This is a genomic window from Rufibacter sp. JT3400010 (assembly GCF_054956755.1).
The window spans coordinates 323,418-348,152 of the sequence record NZ_JBUDXA010000003.1; the positions used below are offsets into that span (position 1 = coordinate 323,418).

General features: G+C 49.9%; 16 protein-coding genes. 5 read left to right on the plus strand and 11 right to left on the minus strand.

All coding sequences use genetic code 11. The annotated features are described in order from the left end of the window. Window positions 1–371 precede the first annotated feature (371 nt). Both feoB and ACY0JR_RS04830 read right to left on the minus strand, forming a co-directional pair. On the minus strand, window positions 372–2,534 hold the full coding sequence (feoB, locus tag ACY0JR_RS04825) for a ferrous iron transport protein B (RefSeq protein WP_462632785.1): 2,163 nt from the start codon (window positions 2,532–2,534) through the stop codon (window positions 372–374). Between the two features lie 3 nt (window positions 2,535–2,537). Then, a complete protein-coding gene (locus tag ACY0JR_RS04830) occupies window positions 2,538–2,771 on the minus strand; it encodes a FeoA family protein (RefSeq protein WP_462632787.1) in 234 nt (77 codons plus the stop codon). Window positions 2,772–2,936: 165 nt separating this feature from the next. Here ACY0JR_RS04830 and ACY0JR_RS04835 point away from each other — a divergent pair, with 165 nt between their 5' ends. Beyond that, window positions 2,937–3,686 carry a Bax inhibitor-1/YccA family protein gene (locus ACY0JR_RS04835; RefSeq protein ID WP_462632788.1) on the plus strand — a complete coding sequence of 250 codons (750 nt, stop codon included), beginning with the start codon at window positions 2,937–2,939 and terminating at the stop codon, window positions 3,684–3,686. A gap of 472 nt (window positions 3,687–4,158) precedes the next feature. Here the strand turns inward: ACY0JR_RS04835 and ACY0JR_RS04840 are convergent, their stop codons facing one another. Further along, a complete protein-coding gene (locus ACY0JR_RS04840; protein WP_462632790.1) occupies window positions 4,159–6,630 on the minus strand; it encodes a bifunctional UDP-N-acetylmuramoyl-tripeptide:D-alanyl-D-alanine ligase/alanine racemase in 2,472 nt (823 codons plus the stop codon). 244 nt (window positions 6,631–6,874) lie between these two features. On the opposite strand from ACY0JR_RS04840, the gene ACY0JR_RS04845 reads away from it, so the two are divergent. From ACY0JR_RS04845 to ACY0JR_RS04855, 3 genes are all read left to right on the plus strand, one after another. Next, on the plus strand, window positions 6,875–7,780 hold the full coding sequence (locus ACY0JR_RS04845) for an EamA family transporter (protein ID WP_462632792.1): 906 nt from the start codon (window positions 6,875–6,877) through the stop codon (window positions 7,778–7,780). A gap of 69 nt (window positions 7,781–7,849) precedes the next feature. Next, window positions 7,850–8,314, plus strand: coding sequence for a hypothetical protein (locus ACY0JR_RS04850; RefSeq protein ID WP_462632794.1), 465 nt, complete (start codon window positions 7,850–7,852; stop codon window positions 8,312–8,314). 172 nt (window positions 8,315–8,486) lie between these two features. Further along, window positions 8,487–9,815, plus strand: a complete 1,329-nt coding sequence (locus ACY0JR_RS04855; protein ID WP_462632795.1) for a glycoside hydrolase family 2 TIM barrel-domain containing protein — start codon at window positions 8,487–8,489, stop codon at window positions 9,813–9,815. A 360-nt stretch (window positions 9,816–10,175) separates the two neighbouring features. Here ACY0JR_RS04855 and ACY0JR_RS04860 read toward each other — a convergent pair whose 3' ends face one another. The 5 genes from ACY0JR_RS04860 to ACY0JR_RS04880 form a co-directional block, all read right to left on the minus strand. Continuing rightward, entirely contained in the window at window positions 10,176–11,642 is a 1,467-nt protein-coding gene (locus ACY0JR_RS04860) for a glycoside hydrolase family 30 protein (RefSeq protein WP_462632796.1), read from the minus strand. 277 nt (window positions 11,643–11,919) lie between these two features. After that, window positions 11,920–12,804 carry a glycoside hydrolase family 16 protein gene (locus tag ACY0JR_RS04865; protein ID WP_462632797.1) on the minus strand — a complete coding sequence of 295 codons (885 nt, stop codon included), beginning with the start codon at window positions 12,802–12,804 and terminating at the stop codon, window positions 11,920–11,922. Between the two features lie 138 nt (window positions 12,805–12,942). After that, window positions 12,943–14,385 (minus strand): PKD domain-containing protein, encoded by a 1,443-nt coding sequence (locus tag ACY0JR_RS04870; protein ID WP_462632799.1) that lies wholly within the window; start codon window positions 14,383–14,385, stop codon window positions 12,943–12,945. Between the two features lie 20 nt (window positions 14,386–14,405). Further along, window positions 14,406–15,902, minus strand: coding sequence for a RagB/SusD family nutrient uptake outer membrane protein (locus tag ACY0JR_RS04875; RefSeq protein ID WP_462632801.1), 1,497 nt, complete (start codon window positions 15,900–15,902; stop codon window positions 14,406–14,408). 11 nt (window positions 15,903–15,913) lie between these two features. After that, window positions 15,914–18,949, minus strand: coding sequence for a SusC/RagA family TonB-linked outer membrane protein (locus ACY0JR_RS04880; protein WP_462632803.1), 3,036 nt, complete (start codon window positions 18,947–18,949; stop codon window positions 15,914–15,916). Window positions 18,950–20,058: 1,109 nt separating this feature from the next. On the opposite strand from ACY0JR_RS04880, the gene ACY0JR_RS04885 reads away from it, so the two are divergent. After that, window positions 20,059–20,436 carry a hypothetical protein gene (locus tag ACY0JR_RS04885; protein ID WP_462632804.1) on the plus strand — a complete coding sequence of 126 codons (378 nt, stop codon included), beginning with the start codon at window positions 20,059–20,061 and terminating at the stop codon, window positions 20,434–20,436. 107 nt (window positions 20,437–20,543) lie between these two features. Here the strand turns inward: ACY0JR_RS04885 and ACY0JR_RS04890 are convergent, their stop codons facing one another. The 3 genes from ACY0JR_RS04890 to ACY0JR_RS04900 form a co-directional block, all read right to left on the minus strand. Then, window positions 20,544–20,933 (minus strand): VOC family protein, encoded by a 390-nt coding sequence (locus ACY0JR_RS04890; RefSeq protein WP_462632806.1) that lies wholly within the window; start codon window positions 20,931–20,933, stop codon window positions 20,544–20,546. Between the two features lie 55 nt (window positions 20,934–20,988). Next, the gene (locus ACY0JR_RS04895) at window positions 20,989–23,631 is read right to left on the minus strand and encodes a DUF5686 and carboxypeptidase regulatory-like domain-containing protein (protein ID WP_462632808.1); all 2,643 of its coding nucleotides are present in this window, start codon (window positions 23,629–23,631) and stop codon (window positions 20,989–20,991) included. 198 nt (window positions 23,632–23,829) lie between these two features. After that, window positions 23,830–24,693 carry a DMT family transporter gene (locus tag ACY0JR_RS04900; RefSeq protein ID WP_462632810.1) on the minus strand — a complete coding sequence of 288 codons (864 nt, stop codon included), beginning with the start codon at window positions 24,691–24,693 and terminating at the stop codon, window positions 23,830–23,832. Window positions 24,694–24,735 lie beyond the last annotated feature (42 nt).

Consider the following 24,735-nt stretch of genomic DNA (forward strand, 5'->3'; position numbering starts at 1 on the left):
AATCTGGATAACAAATAAAAAGGGGGACTCTTTCGTCCCCTCCATTTCACTTTAATCGCACAAATGTACAAACAAATACACTGAAACACAAGCAACAGGGCATTATGTGCGCTTTAAGATATTGTCAATGAAATTTTAGGTGGAAAATCTACCACGCCCAAAGCGACTCAGCGCAGAGGACTCGAGGTTTTCTATATATGAATTAACCTATTGCTTGAACGAATAGTTCAACGGGAATAAACTTGATTTAGGCTGCTTTTCAGAAAACCGACCGGAAACGCCTGCTCAGCCAAAAGGGCAACCACAAGGGATTGCTCCTACCATGTACGTTTAGGGCCTGTTTTCTTGAAAACAGGCCCTAAACTCTCTTTTTAAGAGAACAATTTGAACACCAGGAAAGCGGAACCGTATGCCAAGCCGGTCATGTAGAGCATCTGCAGGATTGGCCATTTCCAGCCTTTGGTTTCGCGGTAGACTACGGCTATGGTACTCATGCACTGCATGGCGAACACGTAGAAGATGAGGAGCGAAAACGCACGGGCCGGAGTGAAGAACGGCTGTCCGTTGGCGTCTTTTTCGGCTATCAGTTTTTCTTTGACGGTGGAGATGTTTTCAGAATCACCTACGCTGTAGATGGTGGAAATAGTACCCACAAACACCTCGCGGGCCGCGAAGGAAGTAAGCAAAGCAATCCCGATTTTCCAGTCATAGCCCAACGGACGAATGGCCGGTTCAATGAATTTCCCGAACTGCCCGGCATAGGACGCTTCCAGTTTCTGCCCGCCTATGTGCGCCTCGGCATCTGCTTCGCTTAAGTTTAACGTGGTAAGTTCGGCAGTAGCCCGTTCTTCGGCTTTTTGCATGGCATTGCCCGGTCCGTAGGAAGACAAAACCCACAAGATAACCGAAATAGCCAGAATCACTTTACCAGCTTGGAACACGAACGCTTTTACCTTCTCTACAATGGTAAGGCCTACGTTTTTCCAGCGTGGCATTTTATAAGTAGGAAACTCCATGATGAAGTAGCTGCGTTCTTTGGTTTTAAGCACCCATTTGAGCAAGGCCGCCGAGAAAATAGCCGCCAGAAAACCAATAAGATACAAGCCCATGAGCACCAAGCCTTGTAGACTCATGAAGCCGAGGTAATATTTTTCAGGTACTACCAGCGCAATCATGACCGTGTAGATAGGCAGACGCGCCGAGCAACTCATGAGCGGTGTCACGAAGATGGTAATCATGCGGTCTTTCCAGTTGTCAATAGTGCGGGTAGCCATAATAGCCGGTACCGCACAGGCCACGCCCGAAATAAGCGGCACTACACTTTTCCCGTTCAGCCCGAATTTGCGCATGATTTTGTCCATCAGGAACGTAACGCGGGCCATGTAACCAGTTTCTTCCAGCACGGCAATGAAGGCAAACAACAAGGCAATTTGCGGAATGAAAATCAGCACACCGCCCAGACCGGCAAAAACACCTTCGGTGAGCAGGTCTATGAGCGGGCCATCAGCGAGGGTGTGAATCCAGGCATTGAGGGTGGCCACGCCGGTGTCAATGAGTTCCATAGGGTACGCCGCCCACGCGAAGATGGCCTGAAAGAGCAGGAAAAGCACCACAAAGAAGATGAGGTACCCGAAGATTTTGTGCGTAAGAATCTGGTCCAGTTTGTTGCTGAACTGCTCGTTGTTTTCGGCCTTGGTCACGCGCATGGCATCCAGCAGCAGGCCATTGATTCGGGTGTACCGGTCAATGGTTTCAGCGGCCTGCAAGGTATTGGACTTGAAGTTGTATTGCTTCACCAACTCCGCGATGTACTCTTTGTCATCTTCTGACAGGAAAGACAGCTTATGGTATTGGTGGGCGTAGTGCCAAGCCAGGTAGTCGTTGCTCAGTTCAAAGTAGTAGCGAATCTGGCGTACCATGGCCAGTAGTTCATCTGGAATCTGGAAGAACGAGGTTTTGGGCTTTTCCAATTCCTGCGAGAGCAGAATCTTGAGGGCCGCCAAACCACTGCCGTTACGGGCGTTCACCGGAATCACGGGCACGCCCAGTTCCTGCTGCAACTCGGCTATGTCAATCTTGATGCCGTGCTTTTCGGCTACGTCCAGCATGTTCAACGCCAGCACTGCGGGAATCTTGAGGTCCACGAGTTGGGTAAAAAGCAGCAGGTTGCGCTTCAGGTTAGAAGCATCTGCGGTAATGATGAGTACGTCTGGGTAAGATGCCGCTTTTTTATCGTGGAGTAGGTCAATGATAACCTTCTCGTCTAAGGACTTGGGGTAAAGGCTGTAGGTGCCGGGCAAGTCAATGACCTGCGCTTTGAGGTTAGGCGTGAGCTGGCTGATGCCGGTTTTCTTGTCTACGGTCACGCCCGGGAAATTCCCTACCTTTTGGTTCAGACCGGTTAGATGGTTGAACAACGATGACTTCCCAGAATTAGGATTACCAATAAGGGCGACTTTGGCCACTTTACGCAATGGGGCGGCAGCGGGGGTATAAGGAACGGAGGCGGGAGCCGGCGCAAGAACTTCAGACATAGACTAAGCCTTTAACTTGATGGTAGCAGCTTCGTCTAAACGCAGGGAAAGGGTGTAATCGTTCACAATGATGGTAATAGGGTCGCCAAGCGGGGCGCGGCTGTTGAGTTTTATCTCTTCGCCGGGAATACAGCCCATCTCCAGCAGTTTTAAAGACATTTCGGGGTCAGTTAAGCAACAAATGACGCCTTTCTCCCCTATCTTCAAATCCCGCACACTCTTTTGTTCGTCTTGCACCTGTCTCTGCTTTATTTAGACTTGTTATAAACAGTTGCAAGGTACAAGGTGTTCCGGGTGAATCCAAAAAGAACCTAAGGTTTCGTGTTATTGCTTTGGAAACACTAATTTTCTGGTTGTATTTGTACTGATTTTTGCGTATATTTCGTAAAACCAACTAAAAACATGGCACTTTTCACTTCAAATAACCCTGCTTTGAAAGAAGAAGCATTTCTTCAGCCGACTGTTCCTCAGGCACTGGACGGACCAGCAATGACCTTGAACGGCACCATTGGCAAATCTGCTTTGCTGCTGGGTATTGTGCTGGTCTTTGCGGTGTTCGCCTGGGATTTGTTCGGTATGATGGGCGTGCCTCTTCCCTTCCTGATTTCTATTCCGCTGGTGGGCGTAGGGCTGGCGTTCCTGATTACGTTCAAGAAACACTGGGCCGCCTATATTGCCCCCCTTTACTGTGCGCTGCAAGGCCTGTTCTTAGGCGGTGTTTCTGGTTTACTGGAACTGAAATTCCCTGGTATTGCCACGCAAGCCATGCTGTTGACCTTTACCGTGTTTGGCGGCATGCTGCTTTTGTACAGCACCCGCGTCATCAGAGCCACTGAACGCTTTAAGTCCATTATCCTCACGGCCACCTTCGGGATTTTCTGCTACTACATGATTTCGTTTGTGCTGCAGTTCTTCGGGGTAGAGATGGCTTTGATTCACAGCAGCGGCGTGGCCGGAATCATCTTCAGCGTGTTTGTGGTGATTATTGCCGCCATGAACCTGATTCTGGATTTTGATACCATTGAACAAGGCGTGGCGCACGGCGCTCCTAAAAACATGGAATGGTATGCTGCCTTTGGTTTGGCGGTCACCTTGATTTGGTTATACATTGAAATCCTGCGGTTGCTTTCTAAGCTGAATAGCCGTAGCTAGGTTTCTTATTCTTTCCCATAATCAAAACGCCACTGGAGATTCAGTGGCGTTTTGGTTTATCATTACACCTTTATTGATTCATTGCTGCGGTTTAGCACTTACTTAGAACTGGCTTAAGCAGGTGCATGAAATTTGCTGTTCCCTTGGCTAAGTTGCTTTTTGCGTGGGTGCAAGTGCTGTATTGTTTCATAGCTACTGGTAAGCGCTCACGGCCGCGAGGCCCCGTCTTCCCCTCGCGCACTGCCCTTTCGGCCTGTACTGTTTGTCTCTCTTGGTAGCTGTCTATCTATGGCCAAAAGCGAGGTGCGCTTAGGGAAGACTGGAACTGGAGAAAGTAGCAGAAGCGGTGATGATAAAACCCGTAGAGACAAGGCATGCCTTGTCTCTATCATGCATTCCGATAGTGGTATTTGAATCATTGAAAAGACCTCCTCTGTTTTGTGATCGAATCCCGTAAATCAGCCCTAAAATGCTATTCATTAAAGAACACCCGCTTCACCCGCGTGCTCACGTTCGTAAGCAGTTCATACGGAATGGTACCAATGCGAGCGGCCAGTTCGGTAAGCGGAAGCCCTTCGCCAAAAATCAGCACCTCGTCTCCGGCCCGCACGTCAAGTCCGGTCACATCTACCATGCACATGTCCATGCAGACGTTCCCAATGATGGGCGCGCGCTGTCCGTTGATGAGCACCTCGCCTACGCCGTTCCCGAAGCGGCGGTCGTATCCATCGGCGTAGCCGATGGCGATGGTGGCGGTGTACTTGTCCTCCGCGGCCACTCCGCGCCGACTGTAGCCTACGGTTTCGCCCGCTTTGACAGATTTCACCTGCGAAACGGTGGTTTTGAGTTGGCCCACGGTCTGCAAATTGCTTTGCTCCTGGCCTGCAGATTCCACGCCGTACAAGCCGATGCCTAGCCGCACCATGTCAAAAGCGGCTTTCTCGCCAAAACGCACGATGCCCGCGGAGTTGAGGATGTGTTTGGTCACGGAATAGCCCAGCTCCTTTTCTACCCGGGCGGCCATTTGCTTGAACTTTGCTATTTGCTCTTGGGAGAAATCATTGTACAAGGCTTCATCGGCGCCGGCTAAGTGGCTGAAGACGCTTTGCACCCGCACGTGCGGCATCTGGTCTAATACTGTTAAGGCTTCTTCCAACTCTGCGGCGTCAAACCCGAGGCGGTGCATGCCGGTATCCAGTTTCAGGTGAATGGGTGGCGTTTTAGGGCTCTTTCGGGGAAAATAGTCTAAAAACCGGTGTAGCAGGTCTGGGGAGTAAATCTCGGGCTCCAGATTATATTGCTGCATTTTCAGGAAGCTATTTGGGCTAGGGTTCATGACCATTATGGGCAGCGTGATGCCGTGCTCGCGCAGGGAAATGCCTTCATCGGCGTACGCCACGGCCAGGTAATCTACCCGGTGGAACTGGAGCAGGTTGGCTATCTCGTATGCTCCGGCACCGTAAGCGAAGGCTTTCACCATGACCATGATTTTGGTGTGGCCGGGCACTTTGGTGCGGTAGTAGTTGAGGTTGTGCACCAGTGCATCCAGGTTCACTTCCAGCATAGTGCCGTGTACCTGCTGCTGCAGGGCCGCCACAATTTTTTCAAAGTGGAACACGCGCGCACCTTTCACTAGAATGGTTTCCTGCCGGAAGGTCTCGGAACGGAGCTGGCCCAGAAAGGAATCAGTGCCAAGGTAGAACTCGCTGCCTTGAGGGAAAAGGTCTTGGTGACGGGTAATGATGTCGCCTATGCCAATGACGCGGTCTACGCCCCGGGCAGTGATTTCCTGCGCCACCTGTTGGTAAAGCGCGTGTTCCTCTACCCCGGCTTCCAGCAAATCAGAGACAATTAAGGTTTTTCGCCCGCGCCGGGCTTGTTGGCCCAGTACATCCAGCGCGATGCGCAGACCCGCCAGGTCATTATTATAGGTGTCGTCAATGACGTAGCAGCCGTTGATGGCTTCCTTTCGCTCCAGGCGCATGGCTACGGGCATCAAGCGCTCAAACCGGCTGCCTAATTCTTCGGGCTTTACGCCCAGGTAGAGCAACACTGCTAGGCAGTGAAGGGCGTTTTCTATGGAAGCCTCATCGGCGAAGGGCAGTGTCAAATCCTGGCCATTTCCCTGATACCGGAATCGGATTTTGGTTTTGCCGTGGTGCATTTCCAGCACCTTCAACTGTACCTGCGCCGCCGGATGCTCATGGGTACTCCAGGCAAAACCGGGTAAGCCTTCGGCCTGAAAGGTTTCGTGCACTACGGGTTGGTCGGCGCAGTAAATGAGTTGGTTTACGTGCGCGAACAGTTTCAGCTTCTCCTGTAGTTTCTGGGTTTGGGACGTAAAACCCTCGTCATGCGCCGAGCCCAAGTTGGTAAACACGCCCAGGGTAGGTTGCAGCACGCTGGCCAGGTGCTCCATTTCATCTGGCTTGGAAATGCCGGCCTCAAACACGCCAATGGTGTGGCTTTCGTTGATTTGCCACACTGAGAGCGGCACGCCGATTTGGGAATTGTAGCTCCTGGGGCTTTTAACTACCCGTTCAGACACGCTCAACAACTGCGAGAGCCATTCTTTGACAATGGTTTTGGCGTTGCTGCCCGTAATGCCTATGACCGGAATGGTGAACTTACGGCGGTGATAGGCTGCCAGCCGCTGCATGGCCTGGATGCTGTCGCTTACCAGCAGCACGTTGGCTTCTGGATAGCTGGTCAAATCCATGATACCAGACGCGTCTTCCACCACAAACTGCCTTACCCCAGCTGCGTAGAGTTCAGGGAGATACTGGTGGCCGTCATGGAATTCGCCCCTTATGGCGAAAAACACCGAAGAAACGGCATTGGCGATTTTACGGCTGTCGGTGACCAGGTGCTGCACCGGATACTCTCCCTTGCACTGCACCAACATCCCGCCCGTTACCTGGGCAATTTCTTTGAAACTAAACATGCTAACTACATCTGTTAGTCAAATATACAACAGAAGAAATACTCTCTTGTGCTGTCTTTTGCAGATAGGCCGCGGGCTGGCAAAATGATTTCAAGCTGATTTCTGAAAAGTGCGGCAAAAACAGGGAAGTCTGGGGCGGAGTTAGGCAGTTTTTGAACACAGCTTGTTTGTTTTAGGCCGAAAGCATTATGTATTAGGCAGTACGCGGGGCAACTTCTACCTTTGCGCATCTGAAAAAAATCCTGTGAAATTCAATCGGTACCACGGCGCGGCCATCAGCGCGTTTCTTATTTGGGGCTTTATCCCGTTTCCGCTGAAAGCCTTGACGGCGTTCCCCAGCAGCCAGATTCTGTATTTCCGGATTCTGGTGGCGGTGCTTACGCTGTTGGTTATTTCCGGCGCCACCCGCCGGGAGCAGTGGCGGCAGACGCGGCAGTTATTCAACGCCCAAGGCCCTGTAGAAAAGCGCCGGTTTATCATTTACACTTTGCTGGGCGGCGCATTGCTCACCATCAACTGGCTTGCCTTCATTTACGTGGTGAATCATGTAGACATCCAGACCGGTTCTTTCTCTTACCTGTTGTGCCCTATCTTAACCGCCGTGCTGGGCTTCTTGATTCTGCACGAGCATCTGCGGGTGAACCAATGGATTTCTGTGGCGCTGAGTTTGATGAGTTGCCTGCTGGTGGGCACAGATTCGCTCTACAACCTGCTGTTCAGTCTGCTCATTGCGGCTTCTTATGCCTTTTACCTCATCACACAACGGCTATTGAAGGAGTACGACAAGATCGTGCTGCTCACCCTGCAACTGTTGCTCGCGTTTGCGTTCATAGGGCCTAGTTACCCGTGGTTTGTGGGCGAAGACGCGCAGCCTATCACGGCACACTTTGTAGGGCAGATTGTATTGTTAAGTTGGCTGTTCACCGTGATTCCGCTGTTTCTGAACCTGTACGCGCTCAAAGAACTGAAATCTGCCACGGTGGGCGTGCTCATGTACTTGAACCCTATCATTAACTTCACCATGGCGTTTTTGTATTTTGGGGAGGTGGCCAGTCAGCAGAAGATCATCGCGTATGGGGTTATTTTCCTGTCCGTTATTCTGTATAATCTGCCTATCGGAAAAAAGCCCGAGATTCGGTCTGCTGCCTAATTTTTTGCGGCCGTGCAACTTTTGGCCCTGCGGAAGACTCTTCCTATAAAACAAGGTTAACAGTTCAAGATGAAAAGAAAACTTCTTTCCGTATGCTTGCTCACGCTGGCTTTTGGCTGCACTCGTCCTGACTTGATTTCGCCGGAGGAAGAAGCCGCTATAAAGCAGGCCCGCGCCAAAGGTGCCATCATTCTGACGGTGAATAAACCCACGCCTATTGGTAGTTTAGTGGTAAACCTGCTCAAAATAGAAGACAGCCGCTGCCCTAAAGATGTCATGTGCATTTGGTACGGTAATGCCATGGCTACTCTTCACCTGCAAGACGCCAACGGCCAAACTCTCAACCAGCAGTTGTACCTGGGTGCCCCGTTACCCGCCCCCAATAACCGCGGCTTTCGGGAAGCCGATACCGTGGTGGTGCAACTCGGGAACAAACCCTACCGGCTTATCCTAAGCAACGTTCAACCGTATCCAGATTCTAGCAACCCTTCTCCCAGCGAGAAAAAAGCGATGATTTCCGTTTCAGCCCTGTAATGGAGAAAGCAGCTCTAAAATAAAGCAGAAAGCCGACCTAACCGTCGGCTTTCTGCTTTATAGGCCACTAAGAAGTATTTTAGTTGACCTGCTACTTACGGTAAGGCAAAATTTTATAATTTCAGCCACTTATCTAGTACAATTTCGGCCGTCATTCCTTTTCCTGCGCTCTATGAAAAAACCGCTATTCAGAAGTCTGCTTTTTCTTTCACTTGCTGCTTTCTCCTTTTCCTGCGCCCAGCACAATGCTCCGGTTGCCACCACAGTCCAAACTCCTTCGGCCGCGCCGAAAGCGGTAAAAGTAGATCTCCGAAAAGAGAACGGCCGATATCAGTTATACAGAGGCGGCAAACCCTACTACATCAAAGGCGCAGGCGGCAGCCGTTACCTGGACCAATTGGCAGCTTACGGCGGTAATTCCATCAGAACCTGGAGCACCCACAACGCGCAACAAATATTGGACGAGGCCCACAAACACGGCCTAACCGTGACCATGGGCCTGGACGTAAAGCGCGAGCGGCATGGTTTCGACTACAACAACGCTGAGGCGGTTGCCAAACAACTAGCCGAGCTTCGGGAAGAGGTGATGAAGTACAAAGACCATCCGGCCTTGTTGGTATGGGGCATCGGGAATGAACTGAACCTGAGTTACTCCAACCCCAAGGTATGGGACGCCGTGAACGACATTGCCCAGATGATTCATGAAGTGGACCCTAACCACCCGGCCAGTACCATGCTGGCCGGACTCAACAAAAAGGAAGTAGACTACATCAAAGCGCAGGCTCCGGCCATAGACTTACTTTCCATCAATGCCTACGGCGATTTACCTTCCATTCCCCAGCGGGTGCGGGAATTTGGTTGGGAAGGCGCTTACATGATTACCGAATGGGGACCTACCGGTCACTGGGAAGGCCCGCAAACGCCTTGGAAAGCCTCCGTGGAGGAAACCAGTTCTGAAAAAGCCGCCGTATACCGCAGCCGCTACGAGGCCACCATGGGAAAAGACACCGAGCGCTGCCTAGGCTCTTATGTGTTCTTGTGGGGGCAGAAACAGGAAAGAACGCCCACGTGGTACGGCCTTTTCACGGAGCAGGGCGAGGAGTCTGAAGTGGTAGATGTCATGCATTATCTCTGGTCAGGGAAATGGCCCCAAAATAGAGCTCCGCACCTCACCTACCTGCACCTGGACGGCAAGAAGGCCACCGACAACATCTACCTGAAACCCAACCAAGCCTACCCCATCCAAACCTCAGTCACCGACCCCGACCAAGACGCGCTCACCTACCGCTGGGAACTTCTCTCTGAAAGCACCGACCTCAAAGAAGGCGGCGACGCCGAAAGTCGGCCGGGTGCCATCCCCGGTTTGGTGCAGGATCAGGGCAAAGGCCAGGCCCAGTTGAAGGCCCCGGAGAAAGAAGGCGCTTACCGTTTGTTTGTGTATGCGTATGACAGCAAGAACAACGTGGCTACTGCCAATTTGCCTTTCTATGTAAAGAAGTAAGCATCTTTAGATGGGGCTTCTTCATGTCAATGTTTAAAGATGCGGAATATCAATTCACATCTTTAAACATTGACCAATAGGTACGCTTACTTTACTTCTGGTGCTATTTGCTCATCCTACATTGCTGCGGGTGCTTTTTGGACACAGTTTGCTTAAACCAGCCCGAAAACCGAAGGAGTACCTTCCATCTAAGGGTAGACGCATTCTGGCGCAAGCGTCCGCTTGTGTTCCTGTTTTGCAGATCAGATATGCCTGCGGACATAAGCGGACGCTTGCGCCAGAATGCTTTTGGAAGAATGTAAATACGAGAGGGTATAAACAAGAACTTTTCCAGTTCAGATTGATAGGCCTTCGGATTTTTTACCACACGTAGGTACCTACGGCACCGCTTCTCAACGTGGAAGAGACAATCTGACCACGATAAAGAATATTGAAGGTTTGGCTTCCGCTGCTCTCATTGAAGACCAGCAATACCTTCTTGCCCGCCGGGTTTTTGAAGGCCACATGCTGCAGCGTATGCAATATTTCAACGTGTTGTCCATTCAGGAGCGTAGACTTGACCCGCACCGAACCCGGCCGCACGAACTTAGACGCGTGGGCAATGATGTAATAGGCTACATTACGCGTCGCATTGTTTCCGCTCACGGTCACGGCCGGAAGGCAGCTGTTACAGCCTCCATCAGTGAAAGGACGGTTGTTCTGGTCAGCGGTCAGGTTCCACTCCAGAGCGTTTTTACTCCAGTTGCGCATGGTGCCTATAATCACGTTAGTCATGTGCCATTTCAGGTCCTCTGCGAAGTTGCCCGGTGCCCCTACCCATTGCTCAGTAAAATACACGTTCTTGTCTGGATGCGCATTGTGCACGGTACTCATGCTCAAAACATTCCCGGCATACATATGGAAAGCCGAACCATCCACATACTGTTTCGCCGCTGGGTCATCCATGATGCTAATGGGGTAATCCGGACGGTCTAGGTTATGGTCATACAGGATAATCTTGGTAGCCAGGTTAGCCGCGCGTAAAGCCGGTCCGATGTTGTTCTTCACGAAGTTCGCCTGATCCTGCGCCGACATGTACATGCTGGGGTTGTTGCCGTCATGCAGAGGTTCGTTCTGTACCGTGATGGCGTCAATGGTGATGCCGGCCGCTTTCATGCCTTGGATATAGTTCACCAGATAATCGGCGTAGTCATCATAGAATTCCGGCCTCAAAGAACCTCCTTTGGGGCTGCTGTTGGTTTTCATCCAAGCTGGAGCAGACCACGGCGAAGCCAGCAGTTTGATACTCGGGTTAATGGCCAGAATCTCTTTGAGCACCGGAATGTAATAGGCTTGGTCCGGAGCCAGGCTGAAGGCAGTGCCCATCACATCCTGGTACGAATACACAGTGGGGCTCAGGTCAGAGGCACCTACGTTCAGGCGCAGATAACTCACGCCAATGGTGTTTTCCTCGCTGTTATCTGAAAACAACTCTTTCAGCAAATCAGCGCGGGTGGCCGGGGCCATCTGGTTGAGCACATAAGCGCTGCCGGTGGTCAAGGTGTACCCAAAGCCATCTACGGTCTGGAAGGTCTGGGTGGTATCCAGTTCAATGGTCAGGTTGTTGTTGGTTTCGGCTTTGAAGTTCAGGGCCACATTCTGCTTCTTAAACAGCACTGATTTGTCTGGGTTGGTGAGCCAGAACGCTACCTGACTTGAACCCGTGCCACCTGGGGGCGATGGTGGAGCCGGGCTAGGATCTGATTTTTCTCCGCAACTCGCTATCGTGTTCACTAACAAAGTCAGCAGGACTGCTTTGAACAAGCAACTTAAAAAAGGATGTTTCATAGTGATTTAGGTAAAACAGCATGGCCGGAGCCAAAACAAAGAGAAGTCTGGTAGCACAGGATAAAACAAAGGACATTTAACGGACCTTGTAAGATCTACTCATAAGAAACGTGTTTCACTGCTGTGTTGCATTCTACTCCTCTTTTCGCCAAAAGAAGCATAAAACGGTTAGGTACTGATGGAGTATACAGGAATAAAAAAGCGAACATTCCGCTCTCTTTACTAGAAGGCATGTTCGCTTTTTTATTCAAAGGAGCACAGCTAGCGGTGCCTAGGTTTATTGTTCAATCATTTTATACACCCTTACATAATCTACTTCCATGGTCTGGGGGTAAACCGTTGGATCTACTCCCTGAGCACCTCCCCAGTTACCACCCACTGCAATATTCATTAATAAATGGAAGCGCTTATCAAAGGGCCAAACGGCGTATCCTTTCCCTTCATTGATAAACTCATACATCAATTGATTGTCTATATAGCCCCTAATTGCAAACGGGGTCCAGTCAATTCTATATAAGTGGAATTCCGTGCTTGCATTTGCTATCACTTTGCTGGCGCCCTTCTGGGTTCCTATGCCATGGTTGTACGCTTCGGTATGCACCGTTACATGTACGCGGTCCTGGTCATAGCCAACGTGCTCCATGATATCTATTTCACCAGATTTAGGCCAATTCCCGTAAGCAAAGTCTGTGGGCAGCATCCAGATAGCGGGCCAGGTTCCCTTGCCCGTGGGCAGTTTTGCCTTAATCTCAAAGCGGCCATAGGTCCAATCGCCTTTCCCTTTGGTTACCAACCGCGCCGACGAGTACTCTTTTCCTCCCACATTTTCTTTCCGGGCCGTGATTGTCAGTTTCCCGTCAGCCACACTGACATTCCTGATATCATCAGAATAATATTGCAGTTCATTATTGCCCCAACCATTCCCGCCAATATCATACCCCCATTTAGCGGTATTTGGCTTGCCAGAATACTCAAATTCATCTGCCCACACCGGCGTTGTTTCAAATTTCCAATTCTTATCTACCGGTCCGGTGGGTTGCGTGATAACTGGTCTGGGGATTTCCTTGTCTCCGCCACAAGCCACCATGACAGAGGCAAAGCAGAGGTAGCCTAAAGAAATAGGTAATAGCCTGAATGATCTTCTTGTGATAGAAATAAACATTTTGGTTTCAATTTATGCTGTTGTTTACTGTTACATACAACTATTAGAATCAGCTGGATGTTACCAATTCAAGCTAAAAACGTAAGCCAGGAATAGAAACTATGCCTGGCTTACGTTAAGAGCATATTTACGTCAAATTTAATCTAATCTGAAATCATCTAGGAAGAACACGCCTGGCACAAAGTTGCCTTCGCCGCCTACCTGAATCACAATTCTGTCCAGATCTTTGCGGCTCACAATGTTGGCCGCGCCAAAATCAAACGTTAACTCTACCCACTTATCCAGTTGGGTAACCGGTTGCTTGATTTCCACTTGATTGGCCCAAGGCTGCGCAGCGGTACCATCCTGAAGTTTAATGGAGACTTGTTTCAACAAATGTGGATCTGCCCATGATTCACCGGCAGCAGTAGTAAAGTCGTTGTAGCTCGGGATGAACACTTTGATCTTGAAAACATGCCGCTGGGTTAAATCAAATTTATAGGCAAAATCAGCGAACATGTTGGCAAACTCAAAGGGCTGTCCTTCTTGCTTTACGTACAAAGCAACTTTTGGTGAAGCATTGCCTGACGCTGCAGATGGGGCCGGGTTGTCGTAGCTTTCGTTTAAGGTCAAGGCTTCCGTTTTCCAGACCATGGTTCCAGGAGTATCAAAGTTATCCTTGATGTCCTCCATCTTGTACGGTTTGGCTTCTACTGGCCGGGTGAATCCCTTCGGCACCAGCCGCAACCACCAGGCATTGGCTGCGTTGGCGGCATCGTTCCCTTTTACATAGAGTTCATTTTCCGTTAACTTCAGAATCTCATAGCGGGAAGCACCAGTATAGTAAGCTAAGAAGCCACCACCCGTAAAAGTCAGGTATTTTTTACCACCCTCTTCTACAATGCTCCAGGTCATGTTGGTGGGAGGCGTGTACGGTCTGGTATAGTCTGCGCTTTGGTTTGCGCCACCCAGTCCCGAACCATTTGACCCGTTCACGAAGGTAGAGCCATTGTTCATGTAGGTGTAGGCAAACCCGTTCAGGTTAAACGTCATCTCATCGTCGTAAAACCCTTCGCTTGCTTTTTCATTGACCCCAGCCTGATACCATTCTGGTGTTGCTGCCGCAATGGGGCCTACTCCCAAGTGCCCGGCCAGCATTTTGTCAATTACCCAGGTTTTTCCAGTAGCATTGGCAGCACCACCGGTTAAGAAGTTATAATCTTCCCGGTTCAGCATGGACACATTGGTTTTGGCAATGGTTACCGTCTGCGTTTTGGTAGCAAACCCGCCACTGGTGAAAACGGTGAGCTTCACCGTGTAGGTACCCGCCACCGGATAAGAACCAGAAGCCTCGTTGCCCACCGCAGTGGCCCCATTCCCGAAGTCCCAAATCGCTTTAAGAGCCCCGGGAGTCTCATTTTTGAAGGCGATAATGTTCGCGTTGGAAGGAGTGGGCGTTGCGGTAAACGTTACCTGTTCTGACGTAGGCGCGGCAGCCAGTTCTCCCTCAAAATCCTCTGGCGTACAGGCGGTAAACGAGCCTCCTACTAAAGCTAAAGCCAGGCACAAGTAAACGCTGTATAGTTTAAATATCGTTTTCATGACAATCTATTTAAAGATGATTAATACCCTGGATTTTGCGTGATACTACTATTGGTAATATCAATTTCCTGCTGCGGAATAGGTAAGAACTCATTTCTACCCGCCTTAAACCCTAACGGACCCAAAACGGTGGCGGCTCTTCCCGTACGAACCAAGTCAAAGAAACGGTGTCCTTCTGTGGCTAACTCCAATTGACGCTCCCGGTAGATGTTTTCCAGAGTAGCAGGCACAGATGGCAAATTCACGCGGGTGCGTACGGCATCTAGCAGTGTTTTAGCCCTGGCAGCATCACCACCACTTCTCACCAATGCTTCTGCTTCTAACAAATATGTGTCTGCCAAACGGATTTCAATCTCATTAATAGGCCAGTTCAATTCTGGCGTTCCCACCGGTGACTTCGCGCTTGCATACGGGGCATACTTCTTAATGAAATAGTCTGTGTTCTGGTAGCGTGGGTTATAAGAGGCTCCTTGGGCTTTCAAGGCTTTCCCATCAATGATGGTATGCTCAAAGCGTGGATCACCTTGCATGGCGGCTACCAAACTCAAAGAAATGGGCGCAAAACCCCAGCCCCCAGAATAGATAGGGCCATTATAATTCTCTGGGCCCACAAACTGAGGAGCTACGTTACCTTCTCCTCCGTTTACCCATCCCCAGTCGCCCCAGACACCTTTGGTAGAATGAGGAATCTCCAGGATAGACTCAGCATTAAACTGATTGTCTGGTCTGAAGATGTCGCCATAATTCGCCAGCAACTGGTAATTGCTAGCGGTATTAACTTCTCTGAACAAGGTGGCCGCCTGGGCCATGCGGCCATTGTCATTTTGGTGCATGATGGCTTTGCCTAACAAGGCGGTGGCGGCATATTTGGTTAACCTACCTTTTTCAGCATTAGAAACCGTAGTTGGCAAATCGGCGCGGGCTTCATTCAAGTCTTTCTCTATCTGCGCGTAGATTTCTGCCGGCGTAGCCTGAGTCTGGCTATACAAATCGCTGGTAGGAATAGCACCCGTAATCAAAGGCACCCGGCCAAATAACCGCACCAAATCAAAGTAGAAATAGGCCCGCAGCGCTTTTGCTTCGGCTATGGCTCTTGTCTTGAAACCCTGGCTTAGTTCAGGTGCCTCTTCTATTTTAGATAAAATGAGGTTTGCCCGGTAAACTCCGGTAAAGTTCTTTTGCCAGAAACCTACAGAAGGCGTAATGAAAGGATCTACTGTAAAGTTATCCCAGGCTACCCAACTTACCTGGTCTGTGGCACTGCCCCCTCCGGCATGGGCTTCGTCAGAGGCAACGGTCAGTAGGGGCTGTTTCATGGTGTAACCACCGCTGGTTCCCCACTGCATCACATCATACACCGAAATCAAGCCTTGCATCACCTGCTGCTCATTCTGGTAAAAATTACCTTCTAGTTCAGTTCCTCTTGGGGTTAACTCCAGGAACTCATCCTTACAGGAACTAAACACGGCCAGCCCTGCCACAAACAAAGATGTATATACTGATCTTTTAAGTTTCATAGTTCTTTAAATTAAAAACCCACATTTAAACCAACCATCAAAGACCGGGCTTGCGGATAGATACCCCGGTCAACGCCGTAGCTTCCTCCCCCAATTTCTGGGTCAAATCCAGTGTATTTGGTAAAGGTTAACAGGTTGTTACCCGTAACAAACACACGCAATTTGCTTATATGCGCTCTGCTGAGAACCGATTGCGGTAAAGAATATCCAATCTGCAAGGTTTTGATTCGGAAATAGGAAGCATCCTCTACATAGAAATCAGAACTGCGGTTAAAGTTTTGGCTTGGGTCGCCTTGTACTACTCTTGGGAAGCTGTTAGAGGTTCCTTCTCCTGTCCAGCGGCCCAATACTTCCGTAGTCCAGTTAGCTCCGTTCAAATCTGGGCGTCTCAGTGTCTTGAACACATCGTTCCCAGATACACCTTGCCCAAACAGCAATAGATCAAAGCCTTTGTATTTAGCAGATGCCGTGAAACCAAACGTCCAGTCTGGGGTTGGGTTCCCGATCATGGTGCGGTCATCATTGTCAATAATACCGTCACCGTTCACATCTACTTTACGTAAATCTCCGGGCTGCGCATTAGGTTGCAACAAGGCGCCGCTGCTGTTTACGTAGGAACTTACTTCTTCCTGGTTCTGGAATAATCCATTGGTTCTGAATCCGTAAATAAAGCCTACAGGGCGGCCTACTTCGGTGCGGGTGATTAATTCTCCGGCTGGTCCAAAGGTTTGCCCGTTCAGGAATTCTTTATCCTCACCCAGGTTCGTCACTTCATTTTCCAGGTAAGAAGCGTTACCGCTCACATTGAAACTGAATTGATTGATGGTTCTGCCATAGCCTAACTCTACTTCAAACCCTCGGTTTTCCATATCAGCGATGTTCCCCACAGGGCCATTGTTTCCAACGTACCAAGGCACCGCAATATCTAAGAGCATGCCGGTGGTTTTCTTCTTGTAATAATCAACGGTTAAGTTGAAGTCATTGAACAACACCGCATCAAACCCAATATCTGTCTGAGATGTTTCTTCCCAACGTAGATCTGGGTTAGAGATGGCATTGGGGCTCACCCCGTTTATGAGGGTAGCATTGGTGCCGGTGCCTAGAGTATAATTCCGGCCACCGCCTACGGTAGACAGATACCGAAAGTCACCGATCTGGTTATTCCCGTTTACCCCGTAAGAACCTCTGATTTTCAGGAAGTTCACCACATTGGTTTCAGGGAAGAAATCCTCATGGCTAGCTACCCAACCCACTGATACAGAAGGAAAATAACCGTATTTGTTATTAGGGCCGAAACGGGAAGATCCGTCTCTCCGGAGAATACCGGTGAACAGATATTTCTCATCGAAGTTATAGATAACCCGGCCAAAAACGGAGGATAACGTTTCCTGATATTCACCGCCGTAATAAAGCTGGTTTGACTGAGGCACGGGAAACGCCAGAGAGGCGTCCTCAAGATTATCAACTGGCAAGCCAGATCTGGTACCACCCTGGGTTTCACCGTAGTTGCGCTGTGCCGTAGTTCCTACTAACAACGTAAGGTCATGTTTATTGAAGACACGGTTATAGGAAGCCGTATTTTCCCATAGCCAGAACAAGCCCCGGTTGTTGTTGCGGGTATAATCATTAAGCACGTTGCTGTTGGTGGCGTTCAGGTAAAACACCGGAGAGAAACTTCTATCGCCCCAGAAAGCCAAGTCTGTTCCAATGCTGGATCTTAACTTCAAGCCTTTCAGTACTTCCAATTCGCCGTAGGCGTTCGCCACTATTTTATCTGACCAGCCTCTGGACTGCGCCACCGCTAAAGCCGCTATTGGGTTCACGATTTCAGAGAAAACATAATTGGAGATTCCGTAAGGTCTGCCGGATGCATCTCTTACCACCGGCTGCTGCGTGTAAGGACAGGTAGCACAATTGATAATGGCCGGGTCTGTCTCTACAATAGGTGTGATAGGGTCTATGTTGATGGCCCGGTTTAAAGGAGACCCGTACTCGGTGTTAGTAGCCACGCCAACGGAACTGATGCGCGTATACCCGATATTGGTCCCGAAAGATAAGATTTTGTTTAATTGATGGGTGGCATTCACCCGGGCCGTAAACCGTTCAAACTGTGAGTTAGAGGGAGCTACAATTCCTTCCTGGTTGAAATAACCCACAGACGTATAAAAGGTAGACTTTTCGCTGCCGCCAGAGATGCTTAAATCATGTTGCTGAATCTTGGCATTGTTACTGAAAACGGCATCTTGCCAATCCGTCCCTTCGCCTAAGGACTCAGGGTTAGGGAACAGAATGCCGCCGCCGTTGGCTACACTGCCTTCATTGGCTATAATGGCGTACTCCCGGGCATTTAACAGATCCAGTTTACGCCAGGGTGCCTGCGTACCCACATAGCCCGTGTAGTTAATGGCCATCTGCCCGGCTCTTCCTTTTTTGGTGGTCACAATGATTACCCCGTTTGCCGCCCGGGCCCCGTAAATAGCCGCCGAGGCCGCATCTTTCAACACCTCAATGGACTCGATATCGGCTTGGTTCAGGTATTCTATACCGCCGCCCACCTGCACGCCATCTACAATGTAAAGCGGGTTGCTATTGCCAATGGTGGTGGTCCCACGCACTCGTACCGTCGCGCCTTCACCCGGCTGCCCGGAGTTGGAGGTAATGGTTAAACCAGAAGTTCTGCCTTGCAGCGCCTGCTCTACCCTGGTAATCGGCAAGTTTTCTAAGTCCGCAGCTTTAACACTGGAGATAGCCCCGGTAACCACGCTTTTCTTTTGGGTGCCATACCCCACCACCACTACTTCTTCCAGGGCTCTGGCATCTGTAGCAAGGGTGACATTAAGTACTGTGGTGTTGCTAACCGGTACCTCCTTAGGAAGGAAACCGATGTAGGAGAAAACCAAAGTTCCTCCGTTATCTGGTACGGCTATTGAATAGTTCCCAGAAACATCTGTAGAAGTTCCCGTTGCAGTGCCTTTCAGAACTACTGATACCCCAATCAATGGCTCTCCAGTTTCTGACGTAACCTTACCTGTAACGTTGACTTCCACGGCACTTCCCTTTGCTCTCTTAAGTGAATGAGCCTTCGGTAATGATGAAGCACCCTTCAATGCCCCTGCGTGTACTTCTGAACTATGGTACCCAACTACCATACTGCAGCTAAACGCTAGTAGTATAATTTTTTTCATGTATTTGTTTTGAGGTTATAATTAGTGCATTATCGATTAATAGAACACTAGTGCTAGCATGTATGACTTTCTGACTAAATGTCTTAAGATTCATATTTTACTAGAAAAGCAAATAGATAAGCCTTTTGACATAGTTATGCCAACTATATTATTCTTTGTCCTGATCAATTTCGACTTATCATAGGCATCTGTTTAAGTATTTTAGGTTCAGTAATAGTAGATTGAGAGAATACTACTCCTCACAGGGACAGGAGCAGAAAAGCAAAGCGTCTACTCTTTGCAAATACATTTTTAATAAAAAGCATCCTGTTTTAGAACCCAAATATAAAGATTTGTTAAATATTTAGCCTACTTCATAATACATCACAACTACATCAGACGGCTATCAAGAGTACATCAAGAGTACATCAAAAGAAACGGAAATAGACTTCAGAGTGCTTTGAATGACGTTTTTGCCAGGGAATAAATCCAAAAACTTTTCTACCAACCTATACATATTTTTTAAATGTATTATTGACGCATTTAAACTCAGATAGAGTAAAGAATAGCTTTATAGCCCTTTACTACTACAGGTATTTGGCTTTGTTATAGGGTTCCAAGGACAAACGTAAGCAATATGCTTAGAACTTAAACGCTGGGAAATTGCCACCCAAAAACTTGAACCATTGGGTATAAATAAGGGAAACATAACCTGCTGCCTATCCCTAGCTCTGATGTAAGGGTAGCCGGTTTAAACTAAAACCTTGGTGGCTTCTAAGCCCCAGTCCCTTTCTTAAAAAAGAGGCCACCAGATATCTGGTTGGCCTCTTTTTTAAGAGGCCTTTGCTAAGGCTGTGCAACCTTTGGCCCTGCTGAAGGCTCTTGTAAATAGAAGAGGGAAACCTGCCCTTTTTCTAAAAAAACCTATGAAACATAAAAGCAGTTATCTTCTTCTCGTTTTTCTTCTGTTAGGGTGCGCCCGTACAAAAGATGTGGCTATCATAGAAGCACAGGACTCTTTCCCATCCCTTCAGTCCCTGCGAACTTTACATCAGCAACAATCTTATGCACTCTACTGGCAGAAACCTGTTCACATAGGTGACCTTATCGTTACGTTGCAGAAAATAGCAGATAGCCGATGCCCGAAAGATGTGCTGTGTATTTGGGCTGGCGCGGCGGCCGCCGATGTTCAGTTACAGGATTCTACTGGCGTTGCTGTTTCCAGAACCTTGTGGCTGGGGAATCTAGTCAACGTTCCGGTAGGCGGCAAAACGTACCGGTTAACCCTGAGGGAAGTCACGCCTTACCCCAGAATCTCAGAACTGAACCCAGCGGAGAAAGAAGCCAGAGTCTCGGTGTCTGTCCTGTAATTCTCAAATAGTAGTGAATGTACAAGCCCGTGGCGAAAACTGCGGGTTTTGTTTTTAAGCCGGAGCTTAGGGCTTGTTTTCAGGAAAGTAGGTCTAAAACAGAAACCCTATTGCTCATATAGCTCCAGCGGCAGGTTATCTGGGTCAGTGAAAAAGCAGAAGCGTTTGCCGGTGTGCTCATCCACCCTAATTTCCTGTACGGCTACCTTATGCCGGAGCAGTTCCTGCCTGGCGGTCTCCACGTTCTCTACCTCAAATGCCAGGTGCCGCAGACCAGCAGCCTCGGGAAAAGACAGACGGGCCGGCACATCTGGAAAAGAGAACAGTTCAATCACGTAGGTCCCGTTCAGGGCCAGGTCTGCTTTATAGGAATTCCGCTCCGTGCGATAGATTTCCTGTAGCAGGGTAAGCCCCAATATTTGGGTATAAAACGCCTTGGAAACAGCGTAATCTGTGCAGATGATGGCAATGTGGTGAATGCTTTTGAGGTGCAGCATGCGGTATAGAGGGAAAAATATGAAGTTGTTTCACGCCTATTTTCTAAAAAGAGGCTTAAAAACCGTACCCAATCCGGAGGCCGGAGCTTACTTTCTGGCGTTCCTGGAAGCCAGTCACAAAATCTACCCGAAACACCTTGAACAGGTGCTCCAGCCCTACGCCCACTTCCAGGTAATGACCAGCGGCATCAGTGTGGAGGTAGTTCACGCTGCCTACTTCCTGCCATTTCAGTTTGCGCAGCAGCGGGACTTTGTTCAGGATGAAACCGTTGAAGTGGTGGCTGTAGTGCGCTTCTATGTACGTTTTCTGGGTGCTGTAGCGGTAATAGTCCAGTAACTGAAAACCGCTGAAATCGCCGGACAGGATGGTTCGGTTGCCCGAGAAATGCCGGAAATCCATGAAGTACAGCTGGTTCTTCCGCCAGAAAGTACCTACACTCGCCGAATACTCGCTGGCGCCCAGCAGACCCAGTTGCAGGTAATCGCTGATACCAATAGATACAAAATCATAATCTACATCACTGCCCAGTACGTTGGAAATGCCTTTGCGGTAATTGAAGTTGAAAGTGGGCCACTTGGAACCGAGGTTGATTTTACGGTCGGGGTGGGAGATGTATTCGGCCCCGGGCCGATAGGAAAGCGCAACGGTGGCGGTCAGGGCTTCATGGCGCGGGAAGGCAGTAGAAATCACTTCGGCGTTTTGCGGCTCATTAGGCGTAAACACTTTGGAAACGCGGTCGCGCAGCACATAGTCTGTGGTGTTGAACAGCATTTCGCGCTGGGCATAATCTACCATGAACGTCGCCGACAAGCCGTTAATCAACTCGCGGTTGTGCCACAGGCGCAGGTAGTTCCGTTGGTACAGTTTCTCGTAATTTTCCTTCAGCAGCAGCGTGTACACGGTATTCACGAAGGGCGTAATGGGTTCTGCCGCGTTGAACTGGCTTACAAACCTACCGCCCTCAAAACCCACTGCCCGGCGCTTCACCAGATCATAGTTATAAGTGCCTTGTAGTTTCGCCTGGGCTTTTTTGTTGCTGAACCCGTACCGCAACGTAGGCGCGATGGTGTAGCTGCTGCGGTCTTCGAACTGTTTGTTGTAGGCAATACGCAGGTTCGCCACCAAGCCCTCTACGGTGTTGTATTGCCAGATGCGCGTGACGGGCTCAATGCTGAAGCGGGTGCGCTCAAAAGAGTTTCGGTAAGTATAGCCCGACAGTAGCAAATCGGTCACCGTAAGTTTGTTGTTTTTCTGGTCCAGGGAGTCTTTGTAGGGTTTAGATTCTTTAATCACCTGCAGGCTGTCTTTGGTGTGGTAATCCACCACTTCCTCTTCGGTTAAGGGCACCGGTCTTATCTCAGACCAATAAGCACTATCGCGGGTGTTCGCGTCTTTTTCAATGAGTAAGACCTCTTTCTTCTTAAAGAAATCGGCATTTGGTACCCCATCGGCCGGAGGCGCATTGCGCAGTGCTTTCCGTTCTTTCCGGGTGGGTTTGGGGGTTGGCGCAACGGCCACTACGGGCGCACTCACTACCGGAGCCGGAGTTGTGGGCGTAACAGGAACAGGCGCCGGGGGTTGCTTTACAAAGGCCGCCGGTTTTACGCGGTACTTGCTGTAAACGGCCATAAAATAGCCGTTGCCCTTAAACCCGTAACCCTCCACATCAAAGCTGAACTTCTGCGACTGTAGTACCCACACGTTGCCGGGTGCGGGCGTAAATTGCTGCGTAATGCGCAGGGTGTCTACAAATTCAATTTGCTGGTCTTTGGTCACGTACAGGTTCAGGCTCTGCAATCGCCAGGAACCATCCACAATGTACAGATAACCCGTGACCACGGGGTCGCTTTTGCGTTTAGGAATTACTTTGATGCGGTGAATGAGGTGGCCATTGTTCTGGCTGCTGCCCACCAGTTCATACTTGTAGAAGAACATGGCATTGTTCGCCAACGGCGACACAAACCCGCGCTCGTTCACGCCCTGCGCTTTGACCAGGTTTTGGTAAAAATTGACGTTAAACTCAGAGGCCTGGTTAAAGCTGAAGGCGCGGCTGTTACCGCTTACCTTAGAGGAAATCATGCGCTCGCGGTACTTGCCCGGCTGCATGAAACTCATCTCTGATACTGATTCTGACAGGTACAGAATCCCCGGTTTCAGGCCGGCCGGAACCTTCATAATCCCCAACACGCGCTTGGGCACGTTGATGAGCCGCTGCAAACCTTTCACGTACACCTGCGCGGTAAACGCCTCCACTTCCTTCAGGTGGTAATTCCGCTTCGCGATGACCTGCTCCATGATGCCGTACGCCGGATTTTTGCCGCTGAGGCTCACCCGCACCTCGTTCAGGTTATAGACATCCGGCAGCAGTTGCACGTTTAGCACCAGTGGCTTCGGGTCCTCCTCTACTACTTCTATGGCCCGGGTCTGGCTTTTGTAACCTACGTACTGGAACACCACCGTATGCTTGCCCGGGTCTACCTGCAACTGATAGTCTCCCTGCTCATTGGTGGTGGAGCCCACGGTAGAACCCTGCAGATACACCGTCGCGAAGGCCAGCCCCTCTCCTTTTTCATCGGTCACCTTGCCTTTTACCACGCCCGCCTCGGCCCCAAGGGCCAAAAGACAAAACCAACTGCACAAGACAGCCATCACATGGTAGCGCTTTAAGGCGAACAGGCACAAGTATAAGGAAGACATAAGCGAAGGGTTTGGCTGCATAACGACACAGGTTCTACGTATAGCATAGGCATGTATTCAAAACCTTCACTGTTCACCAGTACGGGTGCCGTTCAGGAAAAGCGAAGAGAACACGCTTAAAGGTAAAGAGAAGGTGCCGAAGGATGCTACGTCACAGGCCGTTTCAGGCCTGTTTTACAGAACAGATGCCCAAAACAGCTACGTGGTTGCCTGTGCCGCCTCCTGTTTCCGTAATTTACTGCTGTACTGCATGTTCAGGATCACGCCCAGCAACACCAGCGCAATGCCCAGATACGCGTAGAAAGGAAACGTCTCCCCGAAGAACACCATGCCCAGGGCCAACGCGTACAGAATACCAATGTAGTTGAGGTTGGCCACCCGCGCCAGTTTCTCTACCTGGTAAGACCGCGTCATGAAGTACTGCCCCAACTGCGTGAGAATACCCGTCAAACACAGCCAGAGCCAATCATTTCCGCGCAGCGGAACCCAGTCAAAAAAGCAGAATACCAGTGAGAGCGGCAAGGAAACTAGCGGAAAATAAAAGACAATGACCAACGGATGCTCGGTCTCGCTCAGTTTCCTGACGGAGTTATACGCCACCCCAGACAGAAACGCGCTGCTTATGCCAATAAACAGATAGTACAGTGAAATACGCGTATCTACCCCCTCAATCACCAACACCCCCGAAAAGGAAATCAGGAAGAACACCCACTGCCACGGCGTCACTTTCTCCTTGGCAATAAACACGCCCAGCAAAGCTGTGAAAATGGGCGCCAGGTACTGGATGGTCACCGCGCCCGCCAGCGGAATATTCTGCAGCGTAGTGTAGAACATGAGCAACGAAAAGCCTCCAGCCAGCCCGCGGGTGATGAGAATGAGCTTCCGGTTTCCCCACGGCGATACCTTCGCCTGCCTGATCATGCCATAGCTCAGGATAAGCGAAATGACAGACCGGAACAACACCACTTCCATGGGCGGCAGATGCGACAGGAACTTGACGCACACGTTCATCAATGCGAAGAAGAACGTGGACAGCAACATGTATTGAACCCCTTTGGTCATGGCGGTACGCAGGAAAATGAGGCCGCAAAGGTCGGGGCTTTA

Bases quoted from the DNA above. Each gene is read 5' to 3' on its own strand.
- feoB (WP_462632785.1), bottom strand. From the start codon at position 2,534: ATGTCTGAAGTTCTTGCGCCGGCTCCCGCCTCCGTTCCTTATACCCCC.
- ACY0JR_RS04835 (WP_462632788.1), top strand. From the start codon at position 2,937: ATGGCACTTTTCACTTCAAATAACCCTGCTTTGAAAGAAGAAGCATTT.
- ACY0JR_RS04840 (WP_462632790.1), bottom strand. From the start codon at position 6,630: ATGTTTAGTTTCAAAGAAATTGCCCAGGTAACGGGCGGGATGTTGGTG.
- ACY0JR_RS04850 (WP_462632794.1), top strand. From the start codon at position 7,850: ATGAAAAGAAAACTTCTTTCCGTATGCTTGCTCACGCTGGCTTTTGGC.
- ACY0JR_RS04855 (WP_462632795.1), top strand. From the start codon at position 8,487: ATGAAAAAACCGCTATTCAGAAGTCTGCTTTTTCTTTCACTTGCTGCT.
- ACY0JR_RS04860 (WP_462632796.1), bottom strand. From the start codon at position 11,642: ATGAAACATCCTTTTTTAAGTTGCTTGTTCAAAGCAGTCCTGCTGACT.
- ACY0JR_RS04865 (WP_462632797.1), bottom strand. From the start codon at position 12,804: ATGTTTATTTCTATCACAAGAAGATCATTCAGGCTATTACCTATTTCT.
- ACY0JR_RS04870 (WP_462632799.1), bottom strand. From the start codon at position 14,385: ATGAAAACGATATTTAAACTATACAGCGTTTACTTGTGCCTGGCTTTA.
- ACY0JR_RS04875 (WP_462632801.1), bottom strand. From the start codon at position 15,902: ATGAAACTTAAAAGATCAGTATATACATCTTTGTTTGTGGCAGGGCTG.
- ACY0JR_RS04890 (WP_462632806.1), bottom strand. From the start codon at position 20,933: ATGCTGCACCTCAAAAGCATTCACCACATTGCCATCATCTGCACAGAT.
- ACY0JR_RS04895 (WP_462632808.1), bottom strand. From the start codon at position 23,631: ATGTCTTCCTTATACTTGTGCCTGTTCGCCTTAAAGCGCTACCATGTG.
- ACY0JR_RS04900 (WP_462632810.1), bottom strand. From the start codon at position 24,693: ATGACCAAAGGGGTTCAATACATGTTGCTGTCCACGTTCTTCTTCGCA.